The organism is Bizionia myxarmorum (genome assembly GCF_008086205.1).
GTDB classification, from domain to species: domain Bacteria; phylum Bacteroidota; class Bacteroidia; order Flavobacteriales; family Flavobacteriaceae; genus Algorimicrobium; species Algorimicrobium myxarmorum.
On sequence record NZ_VSKK01000004.1, the window covers coordinates 111,216 to 132,579 of the forward strand.

General features: G+C 34.3%; 13 protein-coding genes. 9 read left to right on the top strand and 4 right to left on the bottom strand.

Going from position 1 to position 21,364, the window contains the following annotated elements:
- The first annotated feature begins 905 nt into the window (after positions 1-905).
- Positions 906-1,412 (top strand): GreA/GreB family elongation factor, encoded by a 507-nt coding sequence (locus tag ES674_RS13445; protein WP_148404835.1) that lies wholly within the window; start codon positions 906-908, stop codon positions 1,410-1,412.
- Between the two features lie 5 nt (positions 1,413-1,417).
- Here the strand turns inward: ES674_RS13445 and ES674_RS13450 are convergent, their stop codons facing one another.
- Positions 1,418-4,375, bottom strand: a complete 2,958-nt coding sequence (locus tag ES674_RS13450; RefSeq protein WP_148404837.1) for a DNA polymerase III subunit alpha — start codon at positions 4,373-4,375, stop codon at positions 1,418-1,420.
- Positions 4,375-5,589, bottom strand: coding sequence for a DNA polymerase IV (dinB, locus tag ES674_RS13455; RefSeq protein ID WP_148404839.1), 1,215 nt, complete (start codon positions 5,587-5,589; stop codon positions 4,375-4,377). Before dinB ends, ES674_RS13450 begins: the two co-directional genes overlap by 1 nt.
- A 146-nt stretch (positions 5,590-5,735) precedes the next feature.
- Between dinB and ES674_RS13460 the strand changes: the two genes are divergently transcribed.
- The 5 genes from ES674_RS13460 to ES674_RS13480 all read left to right on the top strand — a co-directional run bounded on the left by ES674_RS13460 (position 5,736) and on the right by ES674_RS13480 (position 12,411).
- Positions 5,736-6,506 (top strand): XRE family transcriptional regulator, encoded by a 771-nt coding sequence (locus tag ES674_RS13460; protein WP_148404840.1) that lies wholly within the window; start codon positions 5,736-5,738, stop codon positions 6,504-6,506.
- A 110-nt stretch (positions 6,507-6,616) separates the two neighbouring features.
- Positions 6,617-7,132, top strand: a complete 516-nt coding sequence (locus ES674_RS13465; RefSeq protein WP_148404842.1) for a DUF3124 domain-containing protein — start codon at positions 6,617-6,619, stop codon at positions 7,130-7,132.
- Positions 7,133-7,216: 84 nt separating this feature from the next.
- A complete protein-coding gene (locus ES674_RS13470) occupies positions 7,217-8,278 on the top strand; it encodes a hypothetical protein (protein ID WP_148404844.1) in 1,062 nt (353 codons plus the stop codon).
- Positions 8,279-8,289: 11 nt separating this feature from the next.
- Positions 8,290-11,742, top strand: coding sequence for a pyruvate carboxylase (locus ES674_RS13475; protein WP_148404846.1), 3,453 nt, complete (start codon positions 8,290-8,292; stop codon positions 11,740-11,742).
- Between the two features lie 219 nt (positions 11,743-11,961).
- On the top strand, positions 11,962-12,411 hold the full coding sequence (locus tag ES674_RS13480; protein WP_148404848.1) for a hypothetical protein: 450 nt from the start codon (positions 11,962-11,964) through the stop codon (positions 12,409-12,411).
- A gap of 47 nt (positions 12,412-12,458) precedes the next feature.
- Here the strand turns inward: ES674_RS13480 and ES674_RS13485 are convergent, their stop codons facing one another.
- Positions 12,459-14,342, bottom strand: coding sequence for a BamA/TamA family outer membrane protein (locus ES674_RS13485; RefSeq protein ID WP_148404850.1), 1,884 nt, complete (start codon positions 14,340-14,342; stop codon positions 12,459-12,461).
- Between the two features lie 253 nt (positions 14,343-14,595).
- Between ES674_RS13485 and ES674_RS13490 the strand changes: the two genes are divergently transcribed.
- The 3 genes from ES674_RS13490 to ES674_RS13500 all read left to right on the top strand — a co-directional run bounded on the left by ES674_RS13490 (position 14,596) and on the right by ES674_RS13500 (position 20,226).
- Positions 14,596-15,924: an exonuclease domain-containing protein gene (locus tag ES674_RS13490; protein WP_148404852.1), complete on the top strand. Its 1,329-nt coding sequence runs from the start codon at positions 14,596-14,598 to the stop codon at positions 15,922-15,924.
- Positions 15,925-16,131: 207 nt separating this feature from the next.
- Entirely contained in the window at positions 16,132-17,940 is a 1,809-nt protein-coding gene (locus tag ES674_RS13495) for an FAD/NAD(P)-binding protein (protein WP_148404854.1), read from the top strand.
- Positions 17,941-18,093: 153 nt separating this feature from the next.
- A complete protein-coding gene (locus tag ES674_RS13500; protein WP_148404856.1) occupies positions 18,094-20,226 on the top strand; it encodes a catalase in 2,133 nt (710 codons plus the stop codon).
- A 144-nt stretch (positions 20,227-20,370) separates the two neighbouring features.
- Here the strand turns inward: ES674_RS13500 and ES674_RS13505 are convergent, their stop codons facing one another.
- Positions 20,371-21,360 (bottom strand): MlaD family protein, encoded by a 990-nt coding sequence (locus ES674_RS13505; RefSeq protein ID WP_148404858.1) that lies wholly within the window; start codon positions 21,358-21,360, stop codon positions 20,371-20,373.
- Positions 21,361-21,364: the final 4 nt, after the last annotated feature.

Here is a 21,364-nt window from a genome sequence, read left to right on the forward strand (position 1 = left end):
TTTTCATAAGTCTTTGAACGATTTTAATAAGCGTTTGAATCACTTCTCTTTGTATCTTTATATCTGACCTAAAAAATAATAAAACACTATAAATATTACATTAGCAGAAGCTGGAGCAAAAAGCATCTAATTATAAAATATGATACAGTATAAAGCGGGATAATTTTCATGAATTACCCCGCTTTCTTTTTAAACAAATTTCTTAAGTTACTTCAATAGTTAAAGTCTAGCTTTAAATTAGGTAAGATGGTATTTAAGGGCTATGTTTACTTTTTACCACTATTAAAATCTATTTACAATAGTAATATGTATTACATAAAAAGAACATACTTGGATAGTTTCTACGAGACGCTAATTAACAGTTTGTTTTGTTCTTCTTTATATTTTGCTATGTCTCGAAAACGCAAAATAATCTTCCTCCATTAATCAGGTGCAACGAGTGTGCCTGATCAACTCTTTTATCATATTTCTAACGGCAGTTATTCAAATTAAAACATATTGAATACGGCTACTCGTATTTAAAATATGATAGGAATTTAGAGTTCAAGCAATGTTCATTTTATAAAAACTAAAAATAATTATATCATGGCTGTATTAAGAACAAAACTTACAAAAGCAGAATTAAACGCGAAGAAACAGGAAAAAATCCTTAAAAAGGAAGAGGATAAAAAAATGAAGAAACGCAAATCTAGGGCGTAACTTATTTAGAAGAAATAATCTTTGATTATTATTCAAAAAAAGGCTGTAAATTACTATTTACAGCCTTTTTAAATTTCAGAGAGTATACCTGTTTTTTATGATGAAGTCCGCTTTAATCCTCATAAAATTTATGCAATTGTAAAATTATTTATATCTTATAGTCTAACCATTAATTAATCGAGAATAAAAAAGACAGCATATAAATTATGAGTAGAGGTTTTGTTAAAGAAGATGATCAAGAAGAAGTACCTTTTGTAGCGCCACGAGCAGATTTGCCAGATGGTGTAACCAACTACGTAACGCAAAATGGCATGGATGAATTGTTAGCCGAAAGACAAGAGTTTGCTCATGAAAAAGAAAATTTAGATCCCACAAATGAAAAGGAACGACGCATTGCCGTGAATCATATAAATGCTAAATTACAGTTACTGAACAACCGGATATCTACAGCTAAAATTGTCGATTTAACCAAACAGCCACAAGATGAAGTCCGATTTGGCGCTTTGATTACTCTAAAAATTGAATCTGCTAAAAAATCACAGCAATATCAAATTGTTGGTGTGGATGAAGCCGATATTGCCAAAGGAAAGATTTCTTTTATTTCACCTATCGCACGTTTATTAACGGATAAAAAAGTAGGCGAACAAGCCATTTTAAAACTCGCCAAGGAAGACCGCATATTTGAAGTTTTAGCGATTGATTACCCAATTTAAAAAAACTAATTCAACCGTGGATCCGTTTTTAAAGCCATTTTTTGTGTCCAAATAATAGACACGCTACAAAAACCATATTCTTTCGTTATTTTACCATAACAAGCGTAAATTCCAATCCCGTTAACAGGATATTTTTCTACCGTATCCTGAAAATGGGCCGTATCAAAATAACAACCTTCATCATCTACAAACGTGCAAAAGCGCATCAATTTTCCCGTTGCACCTTTATGAAATCGGGTATTTACCAATTTGCCGTATAGCAACACATTTTCCCCACTATGGGTCAACATGTTTTTTGCTTTTATATGCGATTTGATAGGTTCATTAATTAAATCAAAATAATCACATAATGGGAAACCTAATAATTCCATTTGGTCATAGGCATCTTCCAACCAACTGGAGTTGAGTTTTGGTAAATTAAACGTCCTATGATTGGGTTTAAATAATTGCTTTTGAGAAGTTTTGGCTTTGCTGCTATTCACCTTAAAAATAGCATTCCAAAGTAATTCAGATTTGGTAATTCCTGTAAAATCAAAAGATCCGATTCGGATTAAAATGGTTAATTGCTCAATACTAATCACCACGCGATCAATAAAATTATCCAAGGATTTAAATTGCCCATACAATTGGCGTTCAGTAAGAATACGTTTTACCGTATAGCTTTCTAAATTTTTTAAATAACCAAAACCTAGATAAATCGTGTTGCCTTCTATCCTATTCGGATGATCACTTTTATTAATGCAAGGCGCTTTTACAATTCCTTGGCACATTTTGGTTTCATGGATATAATGTTCGGTACTGTAAAATCCGCCACCATTATTTAAAACAGCTACCATAAACTCCAACGGATAATAACATTTTAAATATAAACTCTGGTAACTTTCCACAGCATAGGAAGCCGAATGCCCTTTTGCAAACGCATAACCAGCAAAACTTTTTATTTGTTCCCACACTTCAAAAGTCAGCGTATCAGGATAGCCTTTGGCTTTACAATTGGCTAGAAATTTATCTTCAACGGCTTGAAATTCGGCTCTGGAACGGAATTTTCCACTCATTCCACGACGTAATACATCAGCTTCACCCAATGTTAATCCTGCGAATTGATTGGCCACTTTCAGCACATCTTCTTGATAGACCATAATGCCATAGGTTTCAGGCATAATTTTCAACAACATAGGATTGGCATCTTTTCTGCGTTCTGGATTCCTATGGCGTTTTATAAATTCCTGTTTCATGCCTGAACCCGAAACGCCTGGTCTAATAATAGAACTCGCAGCTACCAAACCTAAATAATCTTGGGTTTGAAGTTTGCACATCAAGCCTCTCATGGCAGGCGATTCCACATAATACGCACCTGTTGCTTTACCGTTTTTTAATAAGGCATTGACCTTGGGATCAATTTTAAATTTTTCAACATCTGTGATATCAATTTCTGGTGCTTCTGGTTGGTTGTATTTTATAATTTCCAGCGTATCTTTTATTTTTGCCAATCCACGTTGCCCTAGAATATCAAATTTGAAGATTCCAGCATCTTCGGCTATAATCATATCAAACTGAACGGTTTGAAATCCTTTTGGAGGCATATCAGTTGCGGAATAGTAATGAATGGGTTTATCTAAAATCAAAATCCCACAGGAATGGACACTTACATAATTTGGGAAACCCTGAATCAATTCGCCATATTTAATCACCAAAGCACCAATTTCATCAATTTCTGGTGTTTGATATCTACCTGTACTTATTTTATCGATGTCTTCCTTGGGCATCCCGAAAACTTTCCCCAATTCGCGCACCACAGCACGATATTTAAAGGTGTTGTAAACGGCTAATAAAGCGACATGTTTAAAACGTTTGAAAATATATTCGGTAATATCGTTACGCTCTTTCCAAGAGAAATCAATATCAAAATCGGGAGGCGATTTACGGAACGGATTGATAAAACGTTCAAAATACAAATCTAATTCTATAGGATCTACATCTGTAATTCCTATAATATACGCCACAATACTATTCGCTCCACTACCGCGTCCTACATGAATATAACCTTGACTTTTGGAGTAACTTACAATATCATAATTAATGAGAAAATAGGACACAAAATTCATCTCTTCAATCGTTTTGAGTTCAGTTTCTAGTCGCTCTCTTACTTTCTTTGAAGGATTGGAATAACGTCTGTAGATTTTCTGTTCGCAGAGATTTCTTAATAATTCGGAATCCGCTATTTCAGACTCCAAATAGATACTTTGATTTTGCGAAATTCTATCGGAACCAAAATTAAATGCAATAGAACACGCATCTAACAATTGCTTCGTATTGGTTAAAATGAAAGGAAACAGTTGAAAATAGTCTGATAATCTATCCAGTGAATACATGTTGTCCGTTTCGCTACATTCCTCGGTTTTCGATAATTTACTCAACAGCGTATTATTATCAATAGCGCGTAATAAGCGATGCGCATTGAAATCTTTTTTATTCCGAATAGTCACTTGCTGCTGAACCACCAACTTATCGATATAGTCTTTATATAACGTAAACGGTAGTTTTTTAAGATCGCTGATACTGATGCCTATAAATTCAAAATCCTCAAATTTCGTTTTTTCTAAAAGCATGACTTGTTCTAATGGATAGACCACAAAAGCATTTTTAAAATGTGGTGCCATTTCTGGAAGTGTTTTCTTCTGATGTGCATATTCCGATAAAAAATCATTAAGCTCCTGAAAACCTGCGTTGTTTTTTGCGATGCCAACAAATTGCTGTTTGGCTCCATGTCTAAAATCGATTCCTACAACGGGTTTGATGTTATAATCCTTCGCTTTTCTAATAAAGTTTAAACAAGCCGATGTATTATTAATATCTGTTAAAGCAATATGTTGCACGCCATATTCTTGAGCCATTTTCAAAAGTTCAACTTCTGAAAATGTGCCATAACGTAGAGAATAATATGAGTGACAATTAAGATACATTAGTGTTTTCGGTGTGCTAAAATTACTGGTGGTTCGCCATTAAATGGATTCTTGAAACGTCCAATAGTTTTTGCTCCCATAGAGGCTGCGCGTTGAATACTTAATTCGCCATATTTATTCCGAATGGTATCCATGGCATTGTAAAGGCTCAACATCTCTTCGGTATCATCAAACAAATTAATCTGATAATTTCCTGTTACAATATGGGTGAATTTAACACCTACCAAACGGATGAGTAAACGACGTTGGTACAGTTTATCAAACAATTCCAAAACTGCAGGAACTAAAATATGATCTGCACTCGTATAGGGAATTTTGATTTGTTTGGTATAGGTATTAAAATCTGAATAGCGGATTTTTACGGCAATACAGGCTGTTAATTTATCAGCTCGACGCAGTTGAAATGCCAAATTTTCTGCCATAGCAAAAATGGTGGTTCGGAGTTTTACCACATCAATCGTATCTTTAGTAAACGTGCGTTCCGTAGAAATAGATTTACGCTCATGAAACGGGATTAATGGCGGATTATCAATACCATTGGCACGTTTCCAGATGGTTTTCCCGTTTACACCTAAAACGCTAATCATCATTTCTAATGGCATTTGTTGAACCACGCTCACGCGATCGACACCTAAATTTCTTAAAATCTGATAGGTTTTTTCGCCAACCGATGGAATTTTCCGAATAGACAAAGGCGCTAAAAATGATTTTTCAAATCCACTATCAATCCGCAATTGGTTATTGGGTTTCGCTTCACCTGTAGCAACTTTCGACACAATTTTGTTGGCCGATAAACCAAAGGAAATAGGTAATCCTGTTTCGCTTATAATTTTCTGACGCAATTCTGAAGCATATTTATAGCTGCCAAAAAATTTATCCATGCCACTTAAATCGGCATAAAATTCGTCAATACTCGCTTTTTCAAATACTGGCACACGCTCCTTAATAATTTCGGTAACCATATGCGAATATTTGGTGTAAATAGACGAATCGCCACGAATAACCACTGCTTCTGGACACAAACGTTTGGCGACTTTCATAGACATTCCAGAATGCACACCAAAACGTCTGGTTTCGTAACTGCAAGCTGCCACCACACCTCTATCGCCAGTTCCACCGACTAATAAAGGTCGTTTTTGTAGGCGACTATCAATTAAGCGTTCGCAAGACACAAAAAAGGTATCTAAATCCAGATGTAACATTTGCTTTTTCATGGGGTTATTTCTATTGGCTTTTTTAACTGCTAGATGGTGTTCGGAATTAATAATTTCTTCACGTGAAACTATTTTTTATCAGGCACATTTTGATATGGCAAAGTTAGCTACATTATTAAGCAATTATTGCTTACATTTGTAGCATTATGAAAAATATAACTAAAAACATTCGCCACCTTCGGCACCTCAAAGGTTTAACCCAAGAAGTATTTGCAGAAGACTTAAGAGTTGCGCGCTCTAGAATTAGTTCTTATGAAGAAGGCCGCTCTACGCCTACTATCGAGATGCTAATTCAGTTATCAGATTACTTTAAAATTCCGGTGGATATTCTGATTAAAAATGATTTAACCAAGTCTAAAGACACCTCTTTTATTGAAATTGGCAGCACCCGTGTTTTATTTCCTATAACGGTGGATGCGGATAACGAAAATTTAATTGAAGTGGTTCCCATAAAAGCCTCTGCTGGTTATTTATCAGGTTATGATGATCCGGAATATATTGAGCAATTACAGAAAATTAAACTACCGTTTTTACCATCTGGAAAACATCGGGCATTTCCTATTAAAGGAGATTCCATGTTGCCACTAAAAGAAGGCTCTTATATTGTCGGGAAATTTGTTGAAGACCGAAATGATATTTCAAACAACAAAACTTATGTGTTGTTAACGTTGAATGATGGCATGGTTTACAAACGGGTTTTTAACCAGATTAAAGAATCGAACAACTTACTTTTGGTTTCCGACAATCCACTTTACCAACCCTACGAAATTCCCATTGATGAAGTGTTGGAACTTTGGGAGTTTACCTGCAGCATTAATACCCAAGAATACGATCAAGAAGAGTTAAAAATAAGCAGTATTACAACTATGTTTAATAGTCTTGGTGTGGAGTTACAAACGCTTAAAAAGAGTTTGTAAATTGTGATTTCAACCTTAAAAAAACAAGCTAATCACGGTTGTGCTTTTTAAGATTTATCTATATTTACGTAAGTATTTATCTCATTCATATTTCAAAAACAACTATTAACATGAAACATAACCTTGTTATTTTTTCCATTTTATTTCTTGTCGTATTTAGCTGTAATAATGCCAATTTGAAAGAAGAAAGAGATAGTGTTTCTACAGAGCATGAATTGGAAAATAAGTCGGCAACAGCCGATAGCGCCTATCAAACAAAAAAAGTATATGTTCCTGTATACTCTGATATTTACCAACGTACCCGAAACGACCGCACTTTATTAACGTCCACATTAAGTATTCATAACACGAGTGAAACAGACACCTTATTTATTAGTCGCATTGATTATTACAATACTCAAGGAAAATTAGTTCGAAATTACATTGAAAAATCTATCTTTTTAAACACTTTTGAAACCATAGAATATGTGGTAGATGAAGAAGATAAAACCGGCGGATCTGGCGCTAATTTTGTTATTGAATGGTATGGTAGTAGCAAATTAAACCCTATTTTCCAAGCGGTTATGATTGGTGGTTTGGGTAATAAATCATTTTCATTTACAACTAATGGCGTTGAAATTGAATAAATAGAATCCCTTTATTTATTTTGAGTGTGGATTGTTGCTTTTAAATGATTTAAAAATTATCTTCGAACGATAAGCTAAAGCATCGTGGATAAAAAACTCATTTCAAAAAAAAAACCAGCTTATCCCATCACGCCTTCATTGTCGGAATATCTGACTGCGCAGGGCCGAAATATTAAAATCCCCATTTTTTATGATGATTTACTCCGCTTTCAAGGCGCTGTAGAAATTCTAGATGAAAATGATAACGATACCCTTTGGATCAGCACCTATTTTGCTGAACATGAACGTAACGAAATAGAATACAGTTTAAAACAAATGTATTCCATCCTTCACTCTGACGGAAGTGACAGCATTATTCCCTACTTAAATATTGATAGCATTGATTTTTGCACCTTTGGAAACACCAAACCGTTTCGTATTAAGGTTAGAAATGTATTAAACGACAACTATTTATATCTGTATGTTAAAAAAGCAGATGCTTCCCGAATTTATGGGTTAGAATTGGAGCATTTACTATCGCCAAATCATATTACTTTTTTGGTACATCAAGACACTTTGGTGGAAGAACATATATCGGGAATTGCTGGAGACACCTTTATTAGTGACCATTTAGATAAATTATCTGACCAAGATAAACGCGCGCTAGCCAAAGAATTTGTAAAATTTAATGAACGTTGTTTTGTACGACTTTTGGCAGATATGCGTTCTTATAATTATGTGGTTGTAATTACTCAAGATTTTGATCGTATTCAATACCGAATTCGTGCTGTGGATTTTGACCAGCAAAGTTATGAAGGCAATCCTAAAGTTTATAAACCGCAATTTTTAAAAGAAAATAACGCACTTGTAAAATTAAGTTTGGAAGTTTTAGCACCCGAATCTATTGATCAATATGAAAAAGAAGAGCGTTCCTTACTCGCCAAACGTGCTACTGTTGAGCATGAGCGTCTGGAACACCTTTTAAGTTGTATGAAAGCAGATAAAATATCAACACCTGCAAAAATAAAACAACTTAAAACAGGATTGTTCGATCTTGTTGGCGATGTTAATTTTAAAAAATCTAAAAATATGGGCGAATTGCTAGAAAATGCAATCGATTTTATTGTTAGAAATTACAAAAATGAAAACCCATATATCATCAAATAAACTGATAAAAAATGAAAATCAAAAAGGTATTAATTGCCAACCGAGGAGAAATTGCTATTCGTATTTTACGTGCTTGTACCGAGTTAAATTTAGATACCGTTGCAATTTATACTTTTGAAGACCGGTATTCCCAGCACCGAAATAAAGCAGATGAATCCTACCAAATAGGTGAAGACAACCAACCTTTAAAACCGTATTTAAATAGTGACGAAATTATTGCACTTGCCAAATCTAAAAATGTGGATGCTATTCATCCAGGTTATGGTTTTTTATCGGAAAATTCAGAGTTTGCCAGAAAATGTGCCGCCAATGGCATTATATTTATAGGTCCAGACCCTAAAGTTATGGATGCTTTGGGCGATAAAATTAGTGCTAAAAAAATCGCTGTAAAATGTAACGTTCCTATTATTGAAAGCAATGAAATCCCATTAAGTTCTTTAAAAATCGCTATTTCTGAAGCCGAGAAAATTGGTTACCCATTGATGTTAAAAGCCGCTTCTGGTGGTGGTGGTCGCGGTATGCGAATTATTAGAAAATATCAAGATTTAGAACAAAATTTTGAATCAGCCAAAAATGAAGCCTTAAATTCCTTTGGAGATGATACGATGTTTTTGGAGAAATATGTAGAAGACCCGAAACATATAGAAGTTCAAATTGTTGCTGATAACCATGGTAATATTCGTCATTTATTTGAACGCGATTGCTCGGTACAGCGTCGTCATCAAAAAGTAGTTGAAATTGCACCATCTTTTAATGTTTCAGAAAAAGTTAAGCAATCTTTATATAAGTACGCTGTCAGTATTGCTGAAGAGGTTAATTACAACAATATTGGTACCGTTGAATTTTTAGTGGATCCAAATGATAATGTTTACTTTATTGAAGTGAATCCAAGAATTCAGGTAGAACATACCGTAACCGAAATGATTACGGGCATTGACTTGGTGAAAACACAAATATTTATTGCAGGTGGCTACAAGTTATCAGATCAACAAATTAAGATTTACGAACAAGACAGTTTAAGAACCTATGGTTTTGCTTTACAATGTCGTTTAACAACTGAAGACCCGACTAATAATTTCACGCCAGATTATGGAACCATTACCACCTACAGAAGTGCGGCTGGAATGGGAATCAGACTGGATGCCGGAAGTATTTATCAAGGGTATAGCGTGAGTCCTTTTTTCGATTCTATGCTAGTAAAAGTGTCTGCTCATGGTAGAACTTTAGATGGCGCTACCCGAAAAATGGTTCGTGCTTTAAAGGAATTTCGTGTTCGTGGCGTTAAAACAAATATTCACTTTTTACAAAATGTTATTCAACATGACACATTTAAAGCGGGTGCTGTCACTGTTAATTTCATTCAAAATACACCAGCACTTTTCAATATTAAAATACCACAGGATCGAACATCAAAAATAACCCAATTTTTAGGTGAAGTTATTGTTAATGGAAATTCGGATGTTAAAAATAAAGATGATAAAAAAGTCTTTCGAAATCCTAAAGTTCCGAAATTCAACATCAATGATCCGTATCCAAAAGGCACCAAGAACTTACTAACGGAGTTAGGCCCAGAAAAATTCTGTGAATGGCTTAAAAATGATCCAAAAATCCATTATACGGATACCACGATGCGGGATGCGCATCAATCTTTATTAGCAACCCGTATGCGAACTTTTGATATGATGAAAGTCGCAGAAAGTTATGCCAAAAATCATCCAAACACCTTTAGTATGGAAGTTTGGGGCGGTGCTACTTTTGATGTTTGTTTGCGTTTTTTACATGAAAGTCCTTGGACACGTTTACGTGAATTGCGAAAAGCGGTTCCAAATATTCTATTTCAAATGCTACTTCGTGGTAGTAATGGCGTTGGATATAAAGCTTATCCCGATAATCTTATTGAAAAATTTGTAGAGAAATCATGGGAAAATGGTGTGGATATTTTCAGGATTTTCGATTCCCTAAACTGGGTAAAAGCCATGGAACCTTCCATCAATTATGTTCGCAATAGAACAGGTGGAATTGCACAAGCAGCCATTAGTTATACCGGTGATATTTTAGATGTGAATCAAACCAAATATAATCTGAAATACTATACGCAATTAGCTAAAGATCTTGAAAATGCGGGTGCACATATGATTGCCATTAAAGATATGGCCGGTTTATTAAAGCCGTACGCAGCTACGGAATTGGTTGCAGCATTAAAAGACACGATAAAACTTCCTATTCACTTACATACACATGATACCTCATCTTTACAAACCGCAACCTATTTAAAAGCTATTGAGGCTGGCGTTGATGTTGTTGATGTGGCTTTAGGTGGTTTATCCGGCCTAACATCGCAACCCAACTTCAATTCCATTGTGGAAATGATGAAATATGAAAAACGCGCCCAAGATTTTAACATGGAAACGCTCAATCAATTTTCTAATTTCTGGGAAGATACACGAGAAATGTATTACCCTTTTGAATCCGGATTAAAAGCTGGAACAGCTGAAGTTTACCAACACGAAATCCCGGGCGGACAATACTCAAACTTACGTCCACAGGCCATTGCTTTAGGATTGGGTGATCGTTTTGAAGAGGTTAAAAAAATGTATGCCGAGGTTAATAAAATGTTTGGAAATCTTGTTAAAGTAACGCCAAGTAGTAAAGTGGTTGGTGATATGGCCATTTTTATGGTGACCAACAACTTAAAACCACAAGACGTTATGGAACGTGGTGGCGAATTATCCTTTCCAGAATCGGTTATCAGTTTCTTTAAAGGTGATTTAGGACAACCTGAAGGCGGTTTTCCAGAAAAATTACAGAAAATTATTCTTAAAAATCAAATACCGTATACAGACAGACCGAATGCCCATTTAGAACCTATAGATTTTGATTTAGAATTTGAAGATTTCAAAAATAAATTTCAAAAAGGCTTTACAAGATCGCTTGAAATAGAAGATTTCTTGTCTTATACTTTATATCCTAAAGTATTTGAACAAGCGCATGAAAACTACAAGCTTTACGGCAATTTAGCTTTATTACCAACCAAGAATTTCTTTTTCGGCATGAAGCAGCGTGAAGAAATTTTTATTGAACTAGAACCTGGAAAAACAATCATTGTTAGATTACTTTCTGTAGGAATCCCCAATGAAGAGGGCATCCGAATTGTGTTTTTTAGTGTAAATGGTGAAAATAGATTTGTTGAAGTTTTAGATAGATCTTTAAACATTACAACAGAACAAAACATGAAAATTGATCCTGAAAATGCGAAACATATAGGAGCGCCATTACAAGGTTCACTTTCTAAAGTTTTAGTAAAACGCGGTCAGGAAATAAAAGAAAATGATCCGTTATTTATTATTGAAGCCATGAAAATGGAAACAACGGTTACCGCTTTTAAAGCTGGAAAAGTAAAAACGGTAGTTTTACAAGAAGGTACTATGGTCATGCAGGATGATTTAGTTTTAACGGTAGAATAATAGTCTGAACTATTTTTTCTATTTTAAAATATTTAGTTTTTTAAATAATTAAAAAAGTCAGAAATCAATTTTCTGGCTTTTTTTTGTTTACAATTTTAAATGAAAAAATCCTCTGTTGAAATCATTTGAAAAAATATAGCGTCAACAATTATGTCATTTAAGTAAAGACAATTCAATTTATAACGGTATTTTTATTAAAATCTTTAAAACTAGATCATTATGAAAATGCAATTTAATATTTTGGCTATCCTATTATTTACGTTTGTAGTTTCTTGTAAAAATGAAACAGCTACCAAAAGTGCAGATGTTGAACCCAATCCGATGAATGAGGAGTTAACAAAAACCACCAACTACAAAGAAAGTGGTAATTTTAAAGAAGAGGAATACAGGTTAAGTTCTACGGAAGACAGTTTAGTTGTTAACTGGAATTTAGATGATCCTGAAAGAAAACAAGATTTATTTACAACCTTTAAAATGACCCAAAATCAGATGGACCGTTATGAAAAGGCTTTAAAAGATTGGAACATGGACACTGAAAATCCCTATGATAAATTATCGGCTAACGAACGCATCAAAAAAGAGGATGAAATTTTAAAAGACATTTTAGATGATTCTCAATACAAAGCATACCGAAAATGGGCGAATAGAAATGACGACCGTGGAATTTAATTATTATTATTTCTGAAGCACTTCAAACTAAAAATGACTGCGTCTTTTTAATTATACCAAACAGGCGCAGGCTTTCCTAATTCAAAACCTTGAAGTCCAAAATCGTCCATACTCAAGGCGTTTGCGGAAAATATGTTTGTTCCTTCATTTGGAATACTTGGATAATAGGTAAGTGATAATTGAATGGAATTGAAAACCAAATAGTCGTTTTTCAAAATCACACCAACGCTAAATGACGAATATATTTTGCTGGAAATAATGCGTGTGTTCTCATCACCCAATAGAGCCATATTCATGTTAAAATACGGATTAAACCTAAAGCCTATAAATTCCCAAGGTGGATATAATTGTGTTTGAAGAGATAACATAAATTTTGATGTTCCTAATAAATTACTGTCAAAATCTGGAATTCCCGTACTCGTGTTTAGCGAATTATTTGAATCATAAAAATCCTGAAAATCATTCGTTTCATCAATGGTCAATCGGTCGCCAACAGAATTTAGTCTATTCGTTCCAATTAAAATTTGCGGTTTTATAAACTGACGCATTTTCCATTTACTGCCCAAGGGAATTAAATTCGTGAAATAATTGGCCGTAAAGGAATAGGTTGTTTGTTCCAGTTTAGATTCATTTAAAAACGTACCATACTCCATACTCGCACTAAAATAACCCCATTTATAATAATTTCCGTGGGCCATTTTTGCTCCTAAATACAATCTGTTTCGCTTATTTTTATATTGATTACCAGCAGTAACGGCAAAAATATTACCAATAGGCACGTTTTCAGTTACACCATCTCTAAAAATATAGGTGTCTTCAATAAACTGTCTAGATGAAATTCCAATACTTCCTAAATAAAAAGTTTCATTTGAAAAATAGCCAATACTATCAAATTCAACGGCAGGTTTTTCCCTATAATTTATATTTAATAAGCGCCCAGCAGTAATGATATTGGTCGTTCGTTCGCGTTCAGATTCTCCTTTGAAGAGTTGCAAAGAAAAACCAGCCCAAACATCTTGCGACTGATATTTAAAATCTTGGGCAAATAAATCATCATTAGAGTCTGGTAGCCATTTCTGCATAATTTGTTCATCTACATAAAACCCCCCAGCCCACTTGGCATAAGCCGAATAAAAAGGTCTTTCTAAATCCAAATATTTACGCTTATAGCCGTCCAAATCTGTTGTATATCCAACAGCTGTACTTATATAAGTGTTTTGAAAGTTAGGCATGGAATACAGTACATCATAAGCTGTTTTACCGTCGTCAAACCGATTCTCAAAACTTACTTTAACTTGATGCCCTAGTCCTAAATAATTATAATCCCGAAGTTTTAATTTCATTTTTGATTTAGAGAGGGAACCCGTTGGAACCAAACTCCAAGAATCCAAGGTAGTAATGTAAACATCCACAGAATCCGGACTTCCAGCCACGGCTTTTGTTTCAATTTTCACATCCCGAATAAATTTCTGATCCCGAATTAATCGTTCAGATTCTATAACTAAAAGACTGTCTAAAGGTTTATTCTTTTTGAAAATTAAAAAGTTTTTAATGGCAAAATCCTTCGACTTTAAATGTGCTTTATTTCCGGCTTTCTCAAACCAGTTATTAGCAACTTCCGTCGTATCTGTAAGCGAATAGCCAAAAGGATCATGACTATCTATATGTATTTGTCTAATAATTTTTCCTTCAACCTGACTGTAATTTTGTTTTAAAGTCGGATTCGTTCGGTTAACAGTTTTCTTTTTCTTCTTAAAAATTAAACGATGCAAGAATTTGGTGGATTTTGATTTTCCCGAAAAATCCTCAATCTTTTTGTAAACTTCAGGTGTTGAATCGTTTTTTTGTTCCCGAACTTGCGAAAAACTAAAGTTGAAAAAGCTAAAAAATAGAATGACGAAAATTTTATTTATGTTCAAAAACTTTTTCATTCCTGGTGATTTTGAAGCTAGATATTAAGGGTTTTTTCGGAGTCTAAAATCAAGAAGCGACCTTAAATATTTGAAAAACTTCATTGTTTTTAGTCGGCAAATATATGCCTTTCTTTTGGAAATACAACAGGACTTAATACCCGCCAAAATGAAAATAAGCATTCTTAAATTAATTAGTATTTATGATTTTAGTCGTATTTTTGTAGTGCTTAAAATCGGAATCCTTTTTTCTTATTACCCATAAATTATTTATATGATATTTACTATTATTGACGTTGAAACATCGGGTAGCGGCAACAAAATTACTGAAATTTCAATCTTCAAATATGATGGAACTCAAGTGGTTGATGAATTTACATCTTTAGTAAATCCGCAAGCCTTGATCCCAGATTATATAACAGCTTTAACGGGTATCGATAATTTAATGGTTGCCAACGCGCCAACATTTGAAGAAGTGGCTCAAGACATCCTGAAAATTACGGAAAACACCGTTTTTGTAGCACATAATGTGAATTTCGATTATAACGTAATTAGAAATGAGTTCAAAACATTAGATTTAGATTTCAACCGAAAAAAACTTTGCACGGTTAGACTTTCTAGAAAACTTATTCCGGGTCATCCCTCCTACAGTTTAGGGAAGCTTTGTAAAACGTTAGATATTAATATTTCCGCCAGACACCGCGCAAGAGGTGATGCTGAAGCAACGGTTATTTTGTTTGAAATGCTTCTAGAAAGTGAAAATGCCCCACAGGTATTTGCCGAATTTTTAAATAAATCTTCGCGAGAATCAACCCTTCCATCTCATTTACCCACAGCTGTTTTTAATAACATTCCGAATGCTGCAGGAATTTATTATTTTAAGGACAAATTGGGTAAAATTATTTACGTTGGTAAAGCCATCGATTTAAAAAAACGGGTGTTAAGTCACTTTTACAGTAAAGCTCAAAAATCTTTGGATATGTGTCGGGAAACCAGAGATATCGATTTTGAACTATCAGGAAGCGAATTGATAGCCTTATTAATGGAGGATATTGCTATTAAAAATCACTATCCCAAATTTAACCAACAGGCCAAACGAAAGCCTAAAAGTTTCGGTGTTTTTAGTTACCAGGACCGAAGTGGCATTATGCATTTAGCTTACAATCCCATTAAATCCAGTCCTAATCCCATCATTATTTTTCATAGTATTCAAGAATGCAGATCGTTTTTGGAACAACTCTGCATGAAATATACTTTATGTCCAAAATACTGTCATTTACAAGAAGGCGTAAGTCAATGCAGCCATTACAATATTAAAACCTGTAAAGGTATTTGCATTAATGAGGAAGCTGTTTCAGACTACAATGCACGTGTTTTATTGGCTATTAAAGAAATCACAACCAATCAAGAATCCAAAGTTATTAGTAAAAAAGGGCGCACGCAAGATGAAGATGGCTTTGTATTAATTAAAGAAGGCAAATATGCGGGTTATGGTTTTATTCAGCATGAAGAACAAGTAAATTCCATAGACGAGTTGGATAATTTTTTAATTCCTCAAGAAGATAATATCGATATTCAGAAAATTTTACGACTTCACACGTAAAACCCATTTTTAAATCATAATGAATATTAGTGTAGCTTTAAAACTTTTGAGTTTTCATTTCTAGAACCGAAAATCATTTACGCTAAAAATAAAATTAATAGCATTCATTTGTAAATGAAACTTTAAAGAACTTCACTTCATAAAGCGTCACATTATTTCTTTTATTAAAATAAACAGAAATTCTGCGTTCAATTAAACCGTTTAATTATGAAAAATGAAGGTTTAGCCATCATCGGATCTGGTGCAACAGCCATTTATTGTTTAAAACATATTTTAGATAATTCAGCCACATTACTGAATCAGTTTCAGCATATTTCTATTTTTGAAAAAAGCAAAAATATAGGATACGGCATGCCTTACAACCCCGCTACAACCGACTATTATAATTTAGCAAATATCTCTTCGGAAGAAATACCGCTTTTAAATCAGTCCTTCGCTGATTGGCTTCGCGACCAAAGCAAAAAAGATTTAAAAAAATGGCATATTACGAAGTTCCCTATAGACGATTCTGAAGTATATAGTCGTATTGCTTTAGGCGCTTATTTTCATGAACAATTTTGTCTTTTATTGGAACAGCTTAAAACTGCTGGTTTTAGTATAGAAGCTTTCTCAAATCATGAAGTTTTGGATATTGAAGTTAAAGAGAAAAATAAAATACAGCTTATTCTTAAGAATGAAACTTATCATTTTTCCAGAGTTGTAATTGCCACGGGACATAATTTCACGCATCAAGACAAACCAAAGTCAGGCTATTATTCAACGCCTTGGCCCATTGAAAAAATAATTCCTAAAAAGGATGCATTTTATAATTTCGAAATCGGCCTTTTAGGAGCCTCTTTAAGTGCTTTTGATGTAGTTTCATCATTATCTCATCGTCATGGAGCATTCAGTGAAAGCGAAAATGGATTAGAATTTAAACTGCATGAAAAAGCCAAAAACTTTAAAATCACCTTGCATTCTGCTGAAGGTTGGCTGCCACATTTACAATATGAACAAGAGGAACCCTTTCGTGAAATATACCGACATACAACGCGTGAGGAACTATTTTTACTTGTAGATAAAAATGGATTTTTAAGAATTGACGATTTTTTTAATGCCATCTGTAAACCGGCTTTAAAAACCGCTTTTAAAAAAGACGCGAATAGTAAAATGGCCAAATTGCTAGCGAAATCTGCATTTACCTTTAAAAATTTCATAGATATCATGGCCGAAAATCATGAGTATGTAGATTCTTTTGAAGGCATGAAAAAAGAAATGGTTCAAGCTACAGATTCCGTGGAAAATGATAATCCCATTCATTGGATGGAAACTTTGGACGATTTAATGTACTGCCTAAATTTCCATGCGGAAATGATGCCTGCCGAAGATCATCTGTTTTTTAAAAAAGAAGTAAAGTCATTTTTAATGAGTGTTATTGCAGCGTTGCCCTTAAGTTCTGCAAAAATTCTTCTGGCACTTTATGATGCTGAAGTCATAGATTTAATTGATGGGAAAGTTGAAGTTATGAAGGATGCCAATGTAACAAATCAAACACAAATTGAAATTTCAGATCCGGACGGAACAACCACCAAAAAAAACTACACATTATTTATAAACTGTTCTGGTAACGATCAAATTAATGTGGATAATTACCCATTTCAATCGCTTGTAAAATCGGGATTGGTTAGGAAAGCGCGCGCTAAATTTGAAGCTGGAAAAAACCTTTCTGAATTAAATAATACATTCGACACCTCTGATGTTTGGCAAAATGAGAATCACTTATTTTTAGATATTGGCGGAATAGATGTGGATAGCGCCTATCATATTATTGGAGAAAAAAATACTATTTCGCCACATATTCACGATTTAGCTTTTACACATACACATGGTTGCCGTCCTTACTCTTACGGATTGCAAGCATGTCACGCTACAAGTGCTATTATGGTTAATTCTTGGTTGAATTTGAAAAATGATTCTAAAAAACCAAAATCTATTGATGTGGTTTCCAAAATATATGCTCAAGATAGCGATTTGTAAAACTCAAATATTTTCAAAAATACTTTCTGAAAATTTCTACAATCTTCTTATTTAAGCCACAAATAATTTCATTTGAGTTAATTGAAATACCTGAATATTAATATTTTAGAACTCCATTTAAAAATGGGATTTTAATTTTAAAATAGTAATACCATGGCCAAAAAGAACAAAATAGAGAATCAGAAAACTAAAGATTTAAAGCAATTTGAAACAGATGCTTCGGGAAAAGTAATGACCACCAACCAAGGATTAAAGGTGAATGACACCAATAATTCCCTAAAGTCTGGCGAAAGAGGGTCTACTTTATTAGAGGATTTTTTACTTCGCGAAAAGATAACGCATTTTGATCATGAACGTATTCCAGAACGCATTGTTCATGCTAGAGGAAGTGGTGCTCATGGCCATTTTGAATTATATAAAAGCATTCCAGAATACAGTAAAGCAGGAATTTTTAATGATACCGAACGTAAAACACCTGTATTTGTAAGGTTTTCTACGGTGGCAGGATCTAAAGGTTCACCAGATTTGGCACGAGATGTTCGCGGATTTGCTGTAAAAATGTATACAGAAGAAGGAACTTGGGATTTAGTTGGCAACAACATGCCTATTTTCTTTATTCAAGATGCTATGAAATTTCCAGATTTAGTACATTCTGTAAAACCAGAACCACATAGAGAAATTCCCCAAGCGGCTTCTGCCCATGATACTTTTTATGATTTTGTTTCCCATGCCACGGAAACACTTCACAATCAAATTTGGGCCATGAGTGATCGCGCCATTCCGCGTAGTTTACGTATGATGGAAGGTTTTGGAATTCATACATTTCGTTTAATTAATGACAAAAACGAATCGCATTTTGTAAAATTTCATTGGAAACCAAAATTAGGGGTGCATTCCGTTACTTGGGATGAAGCCGTTAAAATTAATGGCGCAGATTCGGATTTTCATAGACGTGATTTATGGGATGCCATCGATTCTGGACATTTTCCAGAATGGGAATTAGGCATTCAAGTAGTTGCCCAAGAAGATGAGCATAAATTCGAATTTGATTTATTAGATCCTACCAAACTGATTCCCGAAGAAATGGTGCCCGTTCAAATTATTGGGAAAATGCAATTAAATAGAAATCCGGAAAACTTTTTTGCTGAAACGGAACAAGTAGCTTTCCTTCCTGGTCATATAGTTCCTGGTATTGATTTCACCAATGATCCCCTGCTTCAAGGTCGCTTATTTTCTTATAGAGATACGCAATTATCACGTTTGGGAAGTCCAAATTTTCATCAAATTCCTATAAACAGACCTATTGGCGAAGTCCATAACAATCAACGCGACGGACATATGCAAATGGATATCCCAAAAGGCCAAACAGCTTATTTTCCAAATACACTTGGTGGCGGTTGTCCGCATTTAGCTAAAATGGCGGAAGGCGCTTTTCATTCGTATGAAGAGCGTATTGATGCCAAAAAAATAAGAACGCGAAGTGAAAGTTTTAGTGATCATTTTTCGCAACCAGCTTTATTTTATAGAAGTCTGGCTAGTTGGGAAAAGCAGCATGTGACGGAAGCTTATATTTTTGAACTTGGCAAATGCACTCAAAAACGTATTAAAGAACGCATGCTTTGGCTCATTGCACAAATTGACACGGATTTAGCTAAAAATGTATCCAAAGGTTTGGGTTTAAAGATTCCTAAAGAAATTGATCAACCCATCAATCAAGCTATTGGTGCTGATGCGGATGTTAAGAATCACCAACCACCAAAAAAGAAAAATTATTTAGACAGCGATCCGGCATTAAGTCAAGCTAACACAAAATTTGATAGTATTGAAACACGCCAAATTGCCGTTTTAGTAGCAGATGGCTTTTCTATGAGCGATTTTAGTGCAAAGAAAAAAGCTTTGGAAAAAGAAGGGGCTATGTTGAAACTTATTGCGCCTCATGGCGGAATGGTCGTTAGTGATGATAATACAGAGCACGAAGTTGATGCCGCCATTATGACAACGGAAAGCGTCTTGTTTGATGCTGTTTATATTCCGGGTGGTAAAAAATCCATGCAAGGGCTTATGAAAGAATCCAAATTTAAGAAATTTATAAATGAAGCTTTTAAACATTGTAAAACCATTGCAGCCGATCATGAAGGCGAAGAGTTATTAGACAAAACTTTTGTTGCAAACTATAATGATGATAAAGCTATTTTAATAAATGAGAAACCTGCCACGCTGATTAAATCTATTGCCCAACATAGAAATTGGGACAGAATGCAAATTGCGGCGCAAGTGCCGGCTTAATTTTAGGTTGGAATTCGCAAAGGAATTGAGTTAATAAAAAAGTGAAAAATGCAAAAAAAGGCAAGCCTAGAAATTGTGGCTTGCCTTTTTATTTTATTCGAAACTGAGAAAATTCATTCGATATTAACCGTAATAAATTTCATGTTATCCATTATTTTCAGCTTCTTTCTTTTTTTGTTTCTCCTGTTTTCTGAAATACCCACGGAAGAAGAAATTATGCTTTAAAGCCTCCATGTTTTCATTTAATTTCTCTGCCGCTTCTTTAATATTAATCATCGTAGAATCGATATTCTTCACTAAACCTTCATCTTGGGTAATATGATTTAAAGCACCTTTCCCAGATTTCATTTCCAAAATATAGTCATCAAGGTTTTTAGTTACAGCATTAATATGATCACTGGATTTTTCAAGATTCCCAAACACTTTCTCTATTTGATTTTTTGAAACCGTATCACTTAAAAGAAGAGCTGCTGCACTTTCATCATAATCTATTTTAGAAATAATAGTGTTTATTTCATTTATGGCTGCGGTGGCACCGGAAGTCATTTTTCGTAATTCTTCAGCAGATTGTTTGATATCTTTCGCCATGATACTATCACTAACCAAAGCACCCAATGTGCCTTTTCCCTCTACTATTTGATTCGTTATTTTTAACAAATCGGCAGATAATAAGGCTGCGTTTTCATTGGTTTTATTCAGTGTTTCCAACATTTCCTCCGTACTTGCTTTCTTTGAAATTTGAATCGTATCACCTGTAACAACTTGTCGCGAAGTCACATCTTTTCCTGGGACAATATTGACAACCATGCTGCCTACCAATCCGTCTGAACTAATAGAAGCAATAGCATCTTTTTTGATAAATTGCGAAATTTTCTCCTCCACAATCATTTGGACGGTAATATTACCTTCATTTACCATTTCTATCATACTTACCGTACCAATGTTGACGCCAGAATACCGCACATTATTACCCAGCGTCAAACCATTTACATTTGAAAACGTGGCATAAATTTCAATGTTTTTACTAAACATTTGTTGCTTGCTTCCTATAAAATAAAGGGCTACGATTAGTATAATTGTGCCAACGACTACAAAAACGCCGACTTTTACTTTTTGTGAATTTGATTTTCCCATAATT